The organism is Dyadobacter fanqingshengii, from assembly GCF_023822005.2.
GTDB classification, from domain to species: domain Bacteria; phylum Bacteroidota; class Bacteroidia; order Cytophagales; family Spirosomataceae; genus Dyadobacter; species Dyadobacter fanqingshengii.
In genome coordinates, this window is sequence record NZ_CP098806.1 from 888612 (window position 1) to 905078 (window position 16467).

Sequence of the window (16467 nt, forward strand, 5' to 3'; positions counted from 1 at the left end):
TCGCAAAACCGTCGGATATATGTCAGGTGACAACACCTCTTACGGAAATATGCCTTTTATGATGATAAATAAAACAAAGCAGTTTACAATACTTGGTGTCGTGCTCGCCACGCTCATTGCGACGACGGGCTGGCAATTTGCGGCAAAAGAAAATAAGGCATCGAAGCCCAATATCGTGCTGATCAACCTCGATGACCTGGGTTACGGCGACGTGGGTGCGTACGGAGCCACGGCTTTGCAGACGCCGAATATGGATCGGATCGCGAATGGCGGCATTCGTTTTACAAATGGTTATGCCACTTCGTCGACCTGCACGCCGAGCCGGTTTGCACTGGTAACCGGCGTTTATCCCTGGCGTAACAAGGACGCGAAGATCTTGCCCGGTGATGCCCCGCTGCTGATCGATACAGCCCAGATGACCATTCCCAAAATCCTTAAAAAAGCGGGTTATGCGACGGGTATCGTAGGGAAATGGCACCTTGGTCTAGGCAATGGCAACACAGATTGGAACCAGGAAATTAAACCCGGCCCCAACCAGCTCGGTTTTGATTACTCCTACATTTTAGCTGCAACCCAGGATCGCGTACCAACCGTTTACATTGAAAACACCCGCGTAGTCGGCCTTGATGCTAATGATCCGATACAGGTGAGTTACAAAGAAAATTTTCCGGGCGAGCCGACAGGGAAGGATAACCCCGATTTATTAAAAATGAAGTGGCATCATGGTCACGATCAGAGCATTACGAATGGAATTTCCCGCATTGGTTACATGAAGGGCGGTGCAAAAGCCAAATGGAACGATGAAGAAATGGCTGATCTTTTCCTGACCAAGGCACAGCAATTTATTACCGAGCATAAATCGAAGCCATTTTTCCTGTACTACGCCATGCAGCAGCCGCACGTGCCGCGCACGCCTAATCCACGCTTCAAAGGCGTAACCGGCCTGGGGCCCAGAGGCGACGCAATTGCCGAAGCCGACTGGTGCCTGGGCGAGTTGCTGAAAACGCTCGAAAAAGAAGGAGTGCTGGAAAATACACTGATCATCTTCACCAGCGATAACGGCCCGGTGGTCAATGACGGTTACCACGACGAAGCAGTTGAAAAACTGGGAAATCACAAGCCCGCAGGCCCATTACGCGGCGGGAAATACAGTTTATTCGAAGCGGGCGTGCGGGTGCCGTTTATGACTTACTGGAAAGGCACGATCAAGCCAGCAGTTTCCGATGCAGTTGTTTGTCAGCTCGATTTGCTGAGCTCGCTGGCGCATTTGGCAGGGGAGGAAGTGAAAGGTTTGGATAGTCAGAATTACCTGGATGTGTTTTTGGGTAAAAGCAAAAAAGGAAGGAACGAGCTTATTATTGAAGCCAGTTCACGCACAGCGTTGCGGCAGGGTGATTTTGTGATGATACCGCCTTACGACGGTCCGGCGGTGAACAAACAGGTTAATATCGAATTGGGAAATGCAAAAGAATATCAGTTGTACAATGTGAAGAAAGATATTGGTCAGCAAAATAATCTGGCAAAGTCGCAGCCCGAAAAGTTGAAGCAATTAATCACCGCTTACGGCCAGTTGCAAGAAGGTAATTCAAAAATAAAGGTTGAAAATCTTAAACTCGAATAGCAGCAGTGGATGAAAAAATAAGACACTTTCGAAAGCTGCTTGATTACATACTGATCGCCATGAGCATCATTTGCTCCATGGTGGTTGTTTTTCACTTGGGCTATAATACCGACCCAGACATCGAGCATATGACGAACCGTATACTCGAATGGTGTTTTTTCTTTTTTGCCCTGGCATTGGCTGCGAAGACATTCACAGCATTTAAGAGCAAATCCTCTGTCATTTCAAGGGTAGGCGAGGCGTTGCTGCTTTTCTATTTTCTTGCCGTTATCATTGCCGACAGCTATCATTTTTCTGCGACCGATGGCACCGAACTTGTCAAGCCGGAGTGGATGTACCTGGGCATTTTTGCCATTTTGATCATTGAAATTTCAAAGCAGACGCTGTTTTTCGACAAGTTCTATTTCAATCCGACACTGCTTTTCGTTCTGAGCTTTTTGGCGTTGATACTGGTCGGCACGGCACTGTTACTGCTTCCTAAAACGACCCATCATCAGCAACTTAGTTTTGTAGATGCGCTTTTTCTGGCAACGAGTGCAGTTTGCATTACCGGTTTGTCAGTGGTTGATATTGCGGGCGAATTTACCCGCTTCGGCCAGACGATCCTGCTGGTGCTGGTTCAGATCGGCGGGTTGGGAATCATGACATTCACGGGCTTTTTTGGCTACTTTTTCTCAGGTGGATTTTCGTACAAAAACCAGCTGATGTTTACCGAGCTCATTGGCGAGAACAAGGTAAGCTCGGTGATTTCTACTTTATATAAAATTATCCTTGTTACCTTCTTTTTTGAAATACTGGGTGGCTTTTTCATTTATCTGAGCCTCGACCCCGCACAATTCGATGACCGGGCCGAGCAGCTTTATTTCACCATTTTTCATGCCATAACAGCCTTCTGTAATGCAGGCTTTTCCACGTTGCCTGATGGGCTGAACAACGAAATGGTCCGTTTTAATTATGAGCTGCATCTATCCATTATCGGGCTTTATGTAATGGGCGGGCTTGGTTTCGGGATCATTTTTAATTCATATGAATTCATCCGGCGCTGGGTTTTTAACATTTATCATAAGGCCAGATATGGCCGCCATTTTCTGCACAGGGCACGCATAATCGCCTTTAATTCCAAAATAATAGCCTACACCAGCTTTTTTCTGATCCTCTTTGGGTTCATCCTGGTTTTTATTTTGGAATACAAACACACGCTCCGTGCGCATGAAAGCCTTTACGGCAAGATGGTCACTGCCTTATTTATCGGCACCAGCCCGCGCTCGGCAGGTTTTAATACCGTGATGATCAGCGGACTGGCTTTTCCTACTGTAATGCTGATCTTTCTGCTGATGTGGATCGGGGCGGCTCCGGGCTCAACCGGAGGAGGCATTAAGGTGACTACATTCGCGCTTGCCACCCTCAATATTGCTATGCTGGCGAAGGGGAAGGATAGTATAGAGATTTTTGGGAGAAAAGTATCCGATGATTCCGTCTCGAGGGCGCTGGGCATCATTTCCCTGTCGCTTATTTTCCTCGGCGCAGCCATATTTATGCTAACGGTTACGGATCCCGATAAAAACCTGCTGTCCCTGGCATTTGAAACCTTTTCAGCTTACAGTACAACCGGGCTGAGCCTTGGTGTAACCCCGCAATTGAGTAATGCAGGGCGGTTGGTGATCATTTTAACTATGTTTGTCGGCCGGGTAGGCTCGCTCACATTGCTGGTGGCATTTATCAGAAAGTCAAAACCAACAGATTACCGGCTGCCGGCAGAGCAAATGAACTTTTAAAACGGAATCTTATGAAGTATATCATATTTGGACTCGGAAGCTTTGGAAAATCACTGGCTATTCGCCTGACGGAACTTGGCCACGAAACGATCGGGGTAGACAGTAATATGCAGAAAGTGGAGCAGCTGAAAGATCGCATCACGCATACGGTGTGCATGGATTGTACGGATAAAAGTGCAGTGAGCTCACTCCCGCTGAAAGATGCGGACTCGGTGATCGTTGCCATCGGGGAGGACGAAGGCGCGTCGCTGCTGGCAACAGCGCTGCTCAAACAGCTCGGCGTTAAAAAGATCATCGGCCGGGTCGTTTCGGATCTGCAGAAAACGGTTTTGGAGGCGATGCAGATTGAAGAATACATTCTTCCCGAAGAGGAATCGGCCGAAAGACTGGCCATGCGCCTGGATAATTCCGGCATCGTGGATTCCTTCAAAGTTTCCGAAAAATACAGCATTATCGAAACCCGTGTCCCGGAACGATATATAGGCATGACACTTGCAGAGGCGGATCTAACCAATCGCTATAATGTGATTGTACTCACGGTGCTTACCCTTTCCAAAGAGTCAGAAAATGGGCTGGCCAAAATCTTTAAAAGGGCCTCCGGCATCGCGACACCTAACACCGTAATGCATGAAAATGAAGTGCTGGTCCTGTTTGGGGAATTAAAAGATATTGAAACGCTCATGCATTAAGCGCGGCCAGCCATATAATTTTATTCAGCTCGCAAACTGGTAACGGGGTTCAGCCATGCAGCCTTGATCGCTTGAAAACTAACCGTGAGCATGGCTATGGATGTGGCTGCTACGCCGGACACCGCAAAAATCCACCAGCTGAGCCCGGTGCTGTATGCGAATGTTCCGAGCCAGTTGCTCAAAGCCCACCATGCGAGCGGGGAGGCAAGTAGCATTGCAACCAGGACTTTTGCTTAATCCGACGCTTCACATACATTTTTGAAAAACATATTAATCCGGTCGTAAAATGACTCGGATATCCGGTTGATATCGATTGGATACTCGGTTTGCAGGTTTTCTGGTTTTCCGTACATTTTATATGCATCTTTTGCGGTTGCAAGGTTTTCTCTCACTGCCGGAATGTTGGTATACCTATCCAGAACCGGCGCAATCACAAGCAACGGACGCGGTGCAATACGGGAAATGATTTCGGGGTAATCCACTACGGAATGAGCGGGATTTTCAGCGTACCATCCTAGTTTTGGAATCAACCCGTGCGCATGCGAAAGGGTCCTGATGCTTTCATATCTGCTGTTTGAGACACGCAGCGGAGAAAATGCTGCAACCGTGACCAGCCCGGCCACTCTTCTGTCCTTCGCTGCTGTAAACAAGGCTACTTGTCCTCCCAGCGTATTTCCCAAAAGGAATATCTTGTTTTTATCTATATTTTCAAAAGTTTCCAGGGCATCAATGCATGCCCGCGTATCACTCACCATTTTTCCCATTTTCGACCATTCCGGGTAACGCGAATAGAAATGCTGCGCTTCTTTCATGCGTGTTCCAAATCCAAATAAATCGATGGCCATCACAGCGAAACCGTTGTCTGTCAGGGATTGAAAAAGCCGGCTGTTTCCTTGTCGCTCTGCGGAATAACCATGTGCATATCCGTGCGCATAGGCGAATTCATGCAGGTAAATGATAACCGGTATTTTTCCATTCGCGCGCGTTTTTTTATTCCCTGCTGCGTCGGTCGGATAATAGATTGTGGCTGCTACATGGTCGCTAAGCGCGGTATATGGGCCAATGTGCTCAGATTTTGTGTTTTTAACGATTGGTCGGCCGGTAATTTTGTCCATCCAATCCACGCGGGACGGATCTGTGGGAGCCACTATGGACGGTTTTGCGCCGGACGGCTCTTTACCTAAAAGCCAATCGATGCTTTCCGCTATTCTCTCTTCCTGCTCTTTGCGTTTTCTCTGATCCTCATAAATTTTAAAATGAAGGGGTTTTCCGGACAAAGCTTCCGTTTTCTCTGCGGCGCGGGTAGCCGCCCATTTCTCAAAATCATAGTCAAAGTTTAAGGTCGTATTCCAGGGAATGTTATTTCTTTTAAAACTTGCATCAAGAAAATCGATGCATTGCTCCACATCTCTTGCCGCCACTGCGTGTTCACCCATCCGGGGAGCAAGCGCTATGTTGTTTGCAACACCCATAAAGGCAAAGACTTTTTTGGCAGAGTGATACGACTGCTCGTTGGCCCACGGATTGAGTTGCTGCTCAACGGTCGAATATTGAAAAAGGATATGCCTCGGGGCCATCAGCGCGATCAGCAAATTTTGATCGATGGGTAATTTATCCTCCCGGCCAAAGAAAAAACGCAGTCTCGGATGAAACCAGTGCGCTGCGTTGGAGGCGATATCGTCGAGGGTCTGATTCACATATTGAGGATCGCTCATACGCCATGGCGTGATGCCTCCCGTGCCGCAACTGCTGGCAACTACTGCGGCAATGCGGTCGTCAAATGCACTGGCCCATAACGCCTGCTTCCCGTTGCGGGAATGTCCGGTAATCGCAATTTGTTTTGGATTGATTTCTTTGCGCGTTACCAGGTAATCTATCACACGGGATGCTCCCCAAGCCCGGCGCATCAATGCCGTGAAATCATATTCGGGGTAAAGTGATTGGTAAGCCTGTGTGTCATCTTTACTGTCGGCTCCGGCATATACACAGGCTACATAGCCTCTCCTGAGTGCGAGTTGTGCCCAGTTCCGATGGGTCCATTGCGTCATGTAAACGGGGAATGGCCCTTTTCCACCAGGTATCATCAGTTCAAAGCTCATTTTGGCTTTGTAGCCGGGCCCGAACGATAGTTCTATCATTTGAATTTTTGTGGAACCTTCTGTACGCTCACTAAGAATTCTGACTTTAAAATCGCTGGGTGCAGGAGGCCGCATTCCGGATACCCAGTATTGAAATTGTTCTTTTATCCAATCTCGTCTTTGATCCCACTCACCCCGGGTTTTAATGTGCTGCTTCTTTCCATCTTTTTCAGTGATCAGTGGTTCGGGTAAAAAGGGGTAGGAGCGTAGTTGTTCGAAATCCGGGGGTAACTCGCCCGTTCTTTTTTGCCACTCGAGCCATGTGCTGTCCAGGTCCGTCACCCGACGACTAATCGGGTGACGGTGGTCCGACGACTGGTTAATAAGAAGCGATTCTTTAAGATATTGCTTTCGCCTTTCCTCCACGGTTTGTCCATGAGCAGTAAGGGCAGAAATAATCAGGAGAAACACAACTTGACATTTCATTAGGATGATGATAAGGGTTTAGGATGTCCTTATTATTTGTGTTCGGCGAAATATTAAAAGGTATAATGCGGGTTTTGTTCCAAAGCCTTATTCTTGTCCCAGGCTTCACGCGGAATCGGGAACAGGATGGGCACGGTGGCTAACCATGGTTTTTTATCAATTTCGAGCTCAGCAACATTTGGGCGGTTTGCCTTTACAAAGGAAATGAAACGTCCCCGGCGGTTCAGGTCAGAGAATGCACCAACCGGTTCCCAGATAAATTCCATTCGTCTTTCATAGAATATAGCATCCAGAACGGCTTCTTTACTTAGAGCGATCGATTTTGGGGTCAGACCTGCACGGCTTCTAATCCGGTTAACCAATTTCATAGCTTCCTGCGACTGACCTGTTTCATTCAATGCTTCGGCGTAGTTGAGCAGCACCTCGGCAAAACGGATAACCGGCGTATTCACACCGCTGTTGGTAAGCGCGGGAGCTTCCCAGTATTTGGTAACAATGTATCCGGTCCTGGACCAACCAGCGGGCACATTAGCAGGCATTACGAAGGCAGCAATATCCTGATGCGCTTCGCCAGGGCCAATGATCACATCCCAGTAGCGGCTGTCTTTTATTTTGCCTGAGGCGTCCTTTTCAAAAGCATTTACCCAATGTTTTTGAGGCACAAAATTGCTCCATGCGGCGCTGCCCGTATAAGCGGATGGTGCTCCCCGCGGAGCGGTTCTTTTGACCAGATTGTTACCTTCCGCGTCCACAGAAGTACGGAACTGCGTCGAGAATAATATTTCCTTATTGTTCTCATTTGTTTCGCGGAACACATCCCGAAACTTTGGAAGCAGGTCATGCGCGTTGGTTGCCAATATATCTTCACTGTATTTGACTGCATCTGCCCATTTTTGTTGCCAGAGGGCAGCTTTTACAAGATATCCCAAAGCGGCTGTCTTGGTAGCCCGTCCTATGTTTGCATCAGCCCAGGTTGCGGGCAACACAGCTGCCGCCTCTTTCAAGTCCGCTTCGATCAGGGCCCATACTTCCGCGGCAGAAGATCTCGGGATTTCGAGGTTTGAAGATGCGTTCAGTTCTTCGGTGATCAGCGGGACGCCTCCCCAGTAACTTACCAGGCGATAGTAAAAAAGACTTCTCAGGAATTTGGCTTGTGCAATGATGTTTGCTTTAACCGCCGGGTCCAGATTTTCCATTTTGCTCACTCTGCCAATGACAATGTTCGCTCTGCCTATTCCCTGATATGCGCCCTGATATACATCCCGCAGAATGGTGTTATTGGATGGAAGGCTTAATGAGTGCAGTTCAATACGGTTGGCGCTACCGTCCATTTCGTACATGTCCCCAGCCATAGCCCATTCAATATCCGCAGCATCACGCACATTACTAAATGTCTCTTCTCTTTGAAGGATCGCATATATTCCGGTAAGGGAAGCCTGGGCGTCCGATTCGGTTAGAAAGAAGTTTGCATCCGTGAGTATATCCAGCGGTTTCAGCGTAAGAAAGCTGTCACCACACGAAACCATTGTGAGCGTGGCAACGAAAATGCTTATGTATTTTATGAATTTTTTCATCTTATTTGCTTTTGAAGGATTTTAAAAACCAAAATTAACACCGGCCATAAACGTTCTCGGCTGTGGATAAACACCATTGTCAACACCAGACTGCAGCGGGTTTGTACTTCCTATTTCAGGATCAAAACCAGAATATTTCGTGAACGTGAACAGGTTTTGTGCACTTACATAAAAACGGGCACTCTGGAAAAGCTTCGTTTTGCTGATCAGCGTTTGTGGGATCCTGTAACCAAGAGCGATGTTCCTGATCCGCATGTAGTCACCGTCTTCTACATAAAAAGAAGAGCTGTTAGCATAGTTACCATTGGCGTCCACGTAGGCTAGGCGAGGGATCTCATTGTTGCCGCTTCCCGGCGTCCACCGGTTGAGCACTTCTCTGGAACCATTCACAACCCCTGATCCGCCGAAATATTTCAAAGGATAAGTTGCAAATTTGTTGGAGTGGAATATCTGATTGCCGGCAACACCCTGAAACATTACATTCAGGTCAAACCCTTTGTAACCAAAGTCGAAGTTCATGCCGTATGTCAGGGTCGGCCATGGACTTCCCAGTTTCACACGGTCGGCATCAGACAGCTGGTTATCGCCATTCATGTCTTTGTATCTGAAATCACCTGCTACGGCATTAGGCTGCAAAGTTTTGTTCACTTCATCATTGGTCTGGTAGATCCCATCCACTGCATATCCGCGGAAATAGCCGATTGATTCTCCTACTTTGGTATAGGATGAGCTGATACTTGTAAAGCCGAGCGTAGGGCCGGCAATGGGTTGGCCCACGCCAAGGCTGAGGACTTCGTTTTTCAGGGTAGCCATATTCCCGCTTACATCGTAAGTAAAGTCACCTATTTCACCCCGGTAGCCCAGCAGTAATTCAATGCCACTGTTCCTCACCTTTCCACCATTTACGGAAGGTGCAGTCTGGAAGCCCGCTTCAAAAGATACCGGCAGGCTGACGAGCATATCTTTTGTTGTTTTGATATAATAATCAGCAGTCAGGTAAAGGCGTTCGTTGAGAAACGTGGCGTCAATTCCAAAATTGGTCTGTTCGCTTGTTTCCCATCTCAGATTAGGATTACCCGGACGGGACATTGATGCTCCGATTTCGAGTGCCTGCCCGCTTCCAAATACATAGTTGTCGTTCACTGTGCCCAGACGAATGCCGCTCAGATAGCCGAATGAACCAATTGCATCGTTCCCCAGCTGTCCCCAGCTGGCGCGGAGTTTCAGTGAGTTTACCGGTGTTATACTTTTCATGAAAGACTCTTCTGCAATGTTCCATCCCGCGGAAACAGAAGGAAAATTTCCCCATTTGTGGTTGGGCCCGAAATTCGAGGAACCGTCGCGACGGACGCTTGCCGAAAGCATATACTTGTCTTTAAACGAGTAATTAACCCGGGCAAGGTAAGAGGCAAGCGTATACTGCGATCCGGTTCCACTGGCCCTGCGTTCGGTGTCCTTGCTGCCGTTGACGACCTGCAATTGTTCGTTCTGAAAATCCCGAGCAGTAACGCCAATCCAGTTCACATTGTTCTTTTGGGCAGTTTGTCCAACAACGGCTGAAACTCTGTGATTGGCGAGCGCTACCGAGTAGGAGAGGGTGTTTTCGAGCAACCAGTTTAGTCCCTGAGAATATGTTTCTCCCAGAATGGCTTGCAGATTTCTGTAATGTCCCCTTTCCGCTTTTGGCTCCCACGTTGTAGACCGGTTGTTATCGGTGTCAATTCCAACATTGGTTTTCCATTTCAAGCCGGGCAGGATTTCAAATTCGCCGAAAATGTTACCGAACATGCGCAGATTTCGCAGCTGGTTATCCATTGATTTTGCACGGAGATACGGATTGTCTCCCTGCGTTGTGTAATAAGCTGATGAACCATTTACTACGTCCTCCTTACCAAGTGTTGGGTAAAATTGCTGCGCGAGGTTAAAAATCCCGATCCGCATATCCTGATTTTGCTGTCCTTTTGCACGCGAAAACGTAAAAGCAAGGGAACTGCCAAACCGTAATTTATCACTTACTTTCAAATCGCCGGTAATGCGCGCGGTAAACCTTTTGTGCCAGGTCTCAATGAGCGTGCCTTGCTGGTCACGGTATCCTAATGACAGGGCGCCGGTGATTTTTTTGCTTCCGCCGGAGATTCGCAGGTCATAATTCTGAACGGGAGCATTTCTGAAAACCTGGTTGATCCAGTTCGTACCTTGTCCGAATGACGACGGGTTCGCCCATTCGGGATTGGGTGTCATGCCGGAGTTGGTATATAATTCATTGGCAAGCGTTGCAAATTCGGTGGCATTCAGGAATTCAGGTTGTTTCCATAATTGCTGCACACCCGTATATGCATCCAGATTAATCCGGGTTGCACCATCTTTTCCACGTTTGGTAGTGATTAGAATAACCCCGTTTGCCGCGCGTGCACCATAAATGGAGGCGGCGGCGGCATCCTTTAAAACTTCAATGGATTCAATGTCATTAGGATTGACAATGGAGAGTCCATCAATACGGTCCGAGCTTCCCGCAATGTCCATACCGCCTCCGCCCAATGGGAAGCCGTCCACGACATACAGGGGCTGATTTCCTCCTGTGGTGCCCACGCCCCTTATCCTGACTGATGAGGAACCTCCCGGCGCGCCGCTGGTTTGATTAATAGAAACCCCGGGGATTTTCCCCTGCAATGCGCTGGTAAAGCTGCCGGTTGCCACTTTTTGAAGCTCATCCGCTTTCACAGACGTGACCGAACCTGTAAGCTCGCTTCTTTTTTGCGTTCCATAGCCTATCACGACGAGCTCGTCGAGCACATTCATGCTTGGTCGCATCAGCAACTCGATCACGGTTTTTGAGCCCGGGGTAACCTCCTGTTTTTCATAACCAATGTAAGAAACAACGAGTGTTTCGGTGCTCGTGATGCCAATACTGAATTTTCCGTCAATATCAGTCGCGCCACCGCGTGTTGTTCCTTTCACAGCAACATTGACGCCGGGAATACCCGTTTTGGCAAGGCTGTCTACTACTGTGATCGTGACGTTTCTGGTATCCTGTGCCATTGCATCCGGAATGGAGAGCACGCCCAGGACGTTCAACAGCATCACATTGAGGCTTTGGTAAAGGTGTTTTGGATTCATATGGGTATTGGGTTAGGTGGTAATTTTTCGTTAATCAAGCAAATGGGAAATAACGGTTACGTACCCGTAATAAAATCAGGGTATTTGGCGGATATGTTTGTTTTGGGCAAGCATGGCTAAACAGATTATCGGGTACGTACCCGTAAAATTAGAAAAAATTTGCACATATCATTGTACTATTTCAAAAAGTGCATATTTTATTTGTCTAACTTAATAAACGGGAGAATTAAAATTTGCCAATAGCGTTCTGTACGGCAATGCAGCCCAATGATTTCAATGTAAATAATCAGGTAAGCATACGGATGTCAGCAAGCGCTCAGTGCTAAAAAAACTGTTACGGGTAAAAATAGAAAAACTGTATCTGCTATCGTAATGTTCTTTTGCGCAAATTTGCCCTTGTCAGTTTGGGAACATTATGCATTTACATTCAGACCATATTTACATCATAGGGTCTGGCGCCATCGGGAAGGCGCTGGCTGTTTTTTTGAAACTTTCGGGACGTAAAGCCACGCTCATCAGGGGGAGCGTGAACGACGGCGACCAGAAAATCGAGCATATCCGCGTGCAAATGCCAGACGGAACTATGCACGAGGCAGACATCACGATTTCGACCTTAAATGCATTTCCCACGCTTCATGGTATCATCGTTCTTGCCAACAAATCTTTCGGAAATGAAGCCTTGGCGGTTGCGTTGAAAAATAAAACCGGCAGCTCGCCGATTGTATTAATGCAGAATGGGCTGGGCGTGGAGAGACCTTTCTTTGCGCAAGATTTTCCGGAAATATACCGCTGCGTCTTGTTTGTAACGAGCCAGATCATGGACGAAACCCTCGTCCGTTTCAAACCTGTGGCGACATGTCCTGTGGGCATCGAGCGTGGTGACGTGGATTGTTTGCAGCGCCTGGTTACGCAGTTGACCACCTCGCAATTCGTATTCAAAAACGAAGCGGACATCCAGCATACCATCTGGAAAAAGGCGATCGTCAATTGTGTTTTCAACTCGGTGTGCCCGCTACTCAGTGTGGATAATGGCATCTTTTACAGAAATGAAGCGGCGCTCGATATTGCGCGGCGGGTGATTGCCGAGTGCAATGGTGTCGCAAATGCAAAGGGTATTTTGCTCAGTTCAAATGATATAGAGGGAAGTTTGTTGCAGATCAGCCGTGCTTCGGACGGCCAGCTCATCTCTACCTTGCAGGATATCCGCGCAGGTCGCAGAACGGAAATCGACACGCTTAATTTCGAGATCGTGAAAATGGCCGGGGAGCTGGGCTTGGTTCAGACAGTAAAGGAAACAAAGCTGCTGGGCGAGCTGGTAAAGCTTAAAGCGGAGATCAATTTAAATCGCAATCTTGAAACAATCAAACCGTAACAAAACATTGAAATAATGAATACAAGCTATTTAGCCAGCGCGATCAAGCAGTTTGAGTATTACAAAATGCTCGGCGAAAAGGCGATCGCACAGTTGCCCGATGCGGCGCTTTTCTGGCAGTACAATGAGGAAAGTAACAGTATTGCCTTGATCGTCAATCACATCGGGGGCAATATGCTTTCACGTTTCACCGATTTTTTGACAACCGATGGAGAAAAACCATGGCGAAACCGCGATGCGGAATTTGAGGACAGTTTCAAGAGCCGTGAAGAAATGATGGCTCATTGGAACAAAGGCTGGGACCGCTTGCTAACGACATTACGAGACCTTCGTGACGAGCAGCTGGAAACCTTGGTTTACATCCGGAATGACGGCCACACAGTAATGGAGGCGATCAACAGACAGCTTGCCCACTATCCTTACCACATTGGCCAAATCGTTTACATTGCGAAAATGGCTGCAAATGAAAAATGGGAAAGTCTGTCAATTCCCAGAAATAAATCGGGGGACTATAATACGCAAAAATTCAATCAGGAAAAGTCAAGACGGCATTTTACAGATGACCTGATCAAAGCGAACCCCGGATATTGAGCTGCCACGGATTTTCAATGGTCAGGATCGCTTTGGTATCAATGAGCTTCGCCATGGTTTTTCCCATCAACCTGAAATCGGTGGAAAGGGTCGTTATCCCGCCGGCCAGCACTTCTTTGAGTGGCGTATCATTATAGGAAATAATGCCAAAATCTTTACCAGGTTTTAATGGTTGAACCAATGTCTGTTTGATCAGATCTGCGAGGTCCTCATCCTTTACAACAATAAACAAATCGCCTTTTTTAATCTCGCGGCCGCCGGTTTCCGAAATGTATTCGTGTGCAAATCCGTGATTGTTACAAAAAGCTTTAAGGCCGTCGTATCTCTCCTCGGGTTCTTTTTCTTCTTTTTGAACCATCAGAATGCGCTTGTATTTGCGGACAAGGTCCAGTCCTGAATCAAGCGCTTCGTATGTGTTTTTCTCAAAATCCTGGTAAACAGCGGAATATTTCCCTTTTAGTTCGGGGTGAAAATGGTCGAGCAGGAAAACACGTCCTGAAATTGATCCGAGCAAGTCGCCTATGCCCTGGAATTTTCCGGACATGATGATGTAATCAGTGTATTTATTGTTGGCCTCACGAACCAGCGTCTCGAAAACCTTTCTGTTGTAATTGTGAAAATACAAATCAACTGTCGCAGCGCTTCCGATGGATTCCATGAAAGATTTGAACAGGACTTCCTTAAAACCATTAAGCTCGTTGAAGAGCAGGAATATGTTATGACCGGTCTCGATTTTAGTACTTTTTACAAAATACCCGACACCATGATTTGGAGCAATAATGCCTTTTGAAACCAACTCACGCAAACCTGCAAAAACGGTGTCCCGTGAAAGATTATAGGCGCTTCGAAACTCATTAATAGACGGAATTCGGTCGCCATTACGATATTCATTCGCTTGGATCCGGTCGGTAACGTGGCTGACAATCAGCTTGTATTTGGATTTGTTTTCAGTCATGCGCTATCAGATTCGTGGCAAAAGTAAATTTTTTTAACGACTTGGTCCTATTTGCAAAGCAATTTAATCGTACCAGTTCGTACCAGTTTAAAACATTTTCTATACATTTGAAAACTTAAAACTGGATATGAAAGAGAATCTGATCTTATTGAGCCTGGCCATTGGCTCGTTATTCAACGTTGGTTTTGCGCAATACCAAAATACTGCACAAAAGCATTTGACACAGCTTAATCAGGTGAAAACCACTGTCATCAATGACCCGTTCTGGAACCCGAAGTTCGCATTATGGAGCACAACTACGGCAATGGATGTGCTGGATAAATTTGAAGGAAAACACCTGAAATCTACTGAGGAACAACGCAAAAACAATGTTCTGGAAAATTTTGATAAGGTGGCATCCGGCAAAAAAGGCCAGCACGTTGGCCTGCCTTGGTTTGACGGTCTTATTTACGAATCCATCAGAGGAATCGGCGATCTGGTGGGTCGCTATCCTGATGCTGCATTGCAAATCAGACTGGACGGCATTATCGACCGCATTGATGCCGCCCAGCAGGCAGATCAAAACGGATATCTAAATACCTACACAGACCTCATGGAACCCAACCACCGCTGGGGTGACAATGGTGGATTCCTGCGTTACCAGCACGATGTGTACAACGCGGGAATGCTGGTAGAGGCGGGCGTTCATTATTATAGGGCAACGGGAAAAACGAAGTTGCTGGGTGTGGCGACCAGATATGCCAATTATATGTCGGGGCTGATGGGCAGTCCGCCAAAACGAAACATTGTCCCGGCTCATGCAGGACCGGAAGAAGCGCTGATCAAGCTTTACTGGCTTTATAAAGCAGAGCCTGGTTTGAAACAGAAATTGAATGTTCTGGTTAATGAACAAGCCTATTTTGACCTGGCCAGGTTCTGGATCGAAAACCGTGGCCAGCACGCGGGTTATCCGTTATGGTTGAGTTGGGGAAATGACCGATCGGAAGCGTGGATCAAGCAGGAAAAGTATAAAGAAGGCAATGCAGGAGCTGGCACGCGGCCTACCTGGGGAGATTATGCGCAGGATTCAATCTCTGTGTTCAAACAAAAAACGATCGAAGGCCACGCGGTAAGGGCCACTTTGCTTGCCACCGGGATCACCGCGGCGGCATTGGAAACCCATGAAGCGCCTTATATGCTCACCGCTGACAGGCTCTGGGATAATATGACGGGGCAACGGATGTTCGTTACCGGCGGCGTAGGCGCGATTCACGATGATGAAAAGTTTGGTGCGGACTATTTTCTGCCAACAGACGCTTACCTGGAAACCTGTGCAGCTGTCGGAGCCGGTTTTTTCAGCCAGCGAATGAACGAACTGACCGGAAATGGGAAATATATGGATGAATTCGAGCGTGTACTTTACAACAATGTGCTGACAGGCGTTTCGATTTCGGGTAAACAATATACTTACCAAAATCCCCTGAATGCACATAAACATTCGCGTTGGGAGTGGCACTCATGTCCGTGCTGCCCGCCCATGTTCCTGAAAATGGTTTCTGCGCTGCCAGATTTTATATACTCTTCGGCAAAAGATCGCGTATACGTCAACCTGTTTATCGGGAGCACTGCGACGATACAACTCGCAGATAACAAGCAAATCAATCTTGAACAAAAAACGGAATATCCGTGGAAGGGTAAGATTGCATTCGTAGTAAATCCGGATAGCGAAACCAATTTCAGCCTGATGCTGCGTATCCCGGGTTGGGCGAGAGGGAAAGAAAATCTAATGGATCTGTACCGGTCAGATTTGACAGCACCATTTACCATACGTGTCAACGGGAAACCGGTTAAGGCAAAGCTTGAAGACGGTTATGCAGTGATTGACAGGAAATGGAAAAAGGCAGATCAGGTCACGCTTGAATTGCCGATGAAACCGCGGATGATCGTGGCTAATGACCATGTTAAAGACTTAAAAGATATGATTGCACTTGCATCCGGACCGATCATTTATTGTCTTGAAGCGGTTGATAACCCCGGTCTGGATTCGATCGGCATCGTTGCTGCACCGATGAAGCTCGAATTCCGGAAAAATCTTCTCAACGGCGTGAACATTGTAACTGGTAATGCAGTCGCGAAAGATGGAAAAACGATCAGCTTTCAGGCCGTGCCATACTATGCATCAGGCAATAGGGAAGGGGCTGGTTATAAGGTTTGGATTCCCCGGGAATAG

Annotated in this window: 11 protein-coding genes; 6 read left to right on the forward strand and 5 right to left on the reverse strand. The window is 47.4% G+C overall.

Features of this window, described 5'->3' with window-relative positions; genetic code table 11:
• Positions 1–58: 58 nt before the first annotated feature.
• From NFI81_RS03600 to NFI81_RS03610, 3 genes are read left to right on the forward strand one after another with little or no spacing between them, the layout of a single operon-like run.
• Positions 59–1621, forward strand: coding sequence for a sulfatase family protein (locus NFI81_RS03600; RefSeq protein WP_374759483.1), 1563 nt, complete (start codon positions 59–61; stop codon positions 1619–1621).
• A gap of 59 nt (positions 1622–1680) precedes the next feature.
• The gene (locus NFI81_RS03605) at positions 1681–3396 is read left to right on the forward strand and encodes a TrkH family potassium uptake protein (RefSeq protein WP_234614150.1); all 1716 of its coding nucleotides are present in this window, start codon (positions 1681–1683) and stop codon (positions 3394–3396) included.
• An 11-nt stretch (positions 3397–3407) separates the two neighbouring features.
• On the forward strand, positions 3408–4085 hold the full coding sequence (locus NFI81_RS03610; RefSeq protein ID WP_234614148.1) for a potassium channel family protein: 678 nt from the start codon (positions 3408–3410) through the stop codon (positions 4083–4085).
• Positions 4086–4105: 20 nt separating this feature from the next.
• On the opposite strand, the gene NFI81_RS03615 is transcribed toward NFI81_RS03610, so the two are convergent.
• The 4 genes from NFI81_RS03615 to NFI81_RS03630 are packed head-to-tail and all read right to left on the reverse strand — an operon-like array spanning position 4106 to position 11340.
• Positions 4106–4300 carry an ABC transporter permease gene (locus tag NFI81_RS03615; RefSeq protein ID WP_234614147.1) on the reverse strand — a complete coding sequence of 65 codons (195 nt, stop codon included), beginning with the start codon at positions 4298–4300 and terminating at the stop codon, positions 4106–4108.
• Positions 4301–4318: 18 nt separating this feature from the next.
• Complete coding sequence (locus NFI81_RS03620; RefSeq protein ID WP_234614145.1) at positions 4319–6649, reverse strand: alpha/beta fold hydrolase; 2331 nt, start codon at positions 6647–6649, stop codon at positions 4319–4321.
• A gap of 53 nt (positions 6650–6702) precedes the next feature.
• Complete coding sequence (locus NFI81_RS03625; protein ID WP_234614143.1) at positions 6703–8223, reverse strand: RagB/SusD family nutrient uptake outer membrane protein; 1521 nt, start codon at positions 8221–8223, stop codon at positions 6703–6705.
• A 21-nt stretch (positions 8224–8244) separates the two neighbouring features.
• Positions 8245–11340 carry a SusC/RagA family TonB-linked outer membrane protein gene (locus NFI81_RS03630; RefSeq protein WP_234614141.1) on the reverse strand — a complete coding sequence of 1032 codons (3096 nt, stop codon included), beginning with the start codon at positions 11338–11340 and terminating at the stop codon, positions 8245–8247.
• 415 nt (positions 11341–11755) lie between these two features.
• On the opposite strand from NFI81_RS03630, the gene NFI81_RS03635 reads away from it, so the two are divergent.
• Both NFI81_RS03635 and NFI81_RS03640 read left to right on the forward strand, forming a co-directional pair.
• Positions 11756–12712: a ketopantoate reductase family protein gene (locus tag NFI81_RS03635; protein WP_234614139.1), complete on the forward strand. Its 957-nt coding sequence runs from the start codon at positions 11756–11758 to the stop codon at positions 12710–12712.
• Between the two features lie 15 nt (positions 12713–12727).
• A complete protein-coding gene (locus NFI81_RS03640; RefSeq protein ID WP_234614136.1) occupies positions 12728–13303 on the forward strand; it encodes a DUF1572 domain-containing protein in 576 nt (191 codons plus the stop codon).
• On the opposite strand, the gene NFI81_RS03645 is transcribed toward NFI81_RS03640, so the two are convergent.
• Entirely contained in the window at positions 13281–14258 is a 978-nt protein-coding gene (locus tag NFI81_RS03645; RefSeq protein ID WP_234614135.1) for a GntR family transcriptional regulator, read from the reverse strand. The genes NFI81_RS03640 and NFI81_RS03645 overlap by 23 nt on opposite strands.
• 127 nt (positions 14259–14385) lie before the next feature.
• On the opposite strand from NFI81_RS03645, the gene NFI81_RS03650 reads away from it, so the two are divergent.
• Positions 14386–16467, forward strand: coding sequence for a glycoside hydrolase family 127 protein (locus NFI81_RS03650; protein WP_234614127.1), 2082 nt, complete (start codon positions 14386–14388; stop codon positions 16465–16467).

Excerpts from the sequence above, each read along its gene's own strand:
- NFI81_RS03600 (WP_374759483.1), top strand. The coding sequence starts at position 59 with ATGATGATAAATAAAACAAAGCAGTTTACAATACTTGGTGTCGTGCTC.
- NFI81_RS03610 (WP_234614148.1), top strand. The coding sequence starts at position 3,408 with ATGAAGTATATCATATTTGGACTCGGAAGCTTTGGAAAATCACTGGCT.
- NFI81_RS03625 (WP_234614143.1), bottom strand. The coding sequence starts at position 8,223 with ATGAAAAAATTCATAAAATACATAAGCATTTTCGTTGCCACGCTCACA.
- NFI81_RS03640 (WP_234614136.1), top strand. The coding sequence starts at position 12,728 with ATGAATACAAGCTATTTAGCCAGCGCGATCAAGCAGTTTGAGTATTAC.
- NFI81_RS03635 (WP_234614139.1), top strand. The coding sequence starts at position 11,756 with ATGCATTTACATTCAGACCATATTTACATCATAGGGTCTGGCGCCATC.
- NFI81_RS03645 (WP_234614135.1), bottom strand. The coding sequence starts at position 14,258 with ATGACTGAAAACAAATCCAAATACAAGCTGATTGTCAGCCACGTTACC.
- NFI81_RS03650 (WP_234614127.1), top strand. The coding sequence starts at position 14,386 with ATGAAAGAGAATCTGATCTTATTGAGCCTGGCCATTGGCTCGTTATTC.
- NFI81_RS03605 (WP_234614150.1), top strand. The coding sequence starts at position 1,681 with ATGAGCATCATTTGCTCCATGGTGGTTGTTTTTCACTTGGGCTATAAT.
- NFI81_RS03620 (WP_234614145.1), bottom strand. The coding sequence starts at position 6,649 with ATGAAATGTCAAGTTGTGTTTCTCCTGATTATTTCTGCCCTTACTGCT.
- NFI81_RS03630 (WP_234614141.1), bottom strand. The coding sequence starts at position 11,340 with ATGAATCCAAAACACCTTTACCAAAGCCTCAATGTGATGCTGTTGAAC.
- NFI81_RS03615 (WP_234614147.1), bottom strand. The coding sequence starts at position 4,300 with ATGCTACTTGCCTCCCCGCTCGCATGGTGGGCTTTGAGCAACTGGCTC.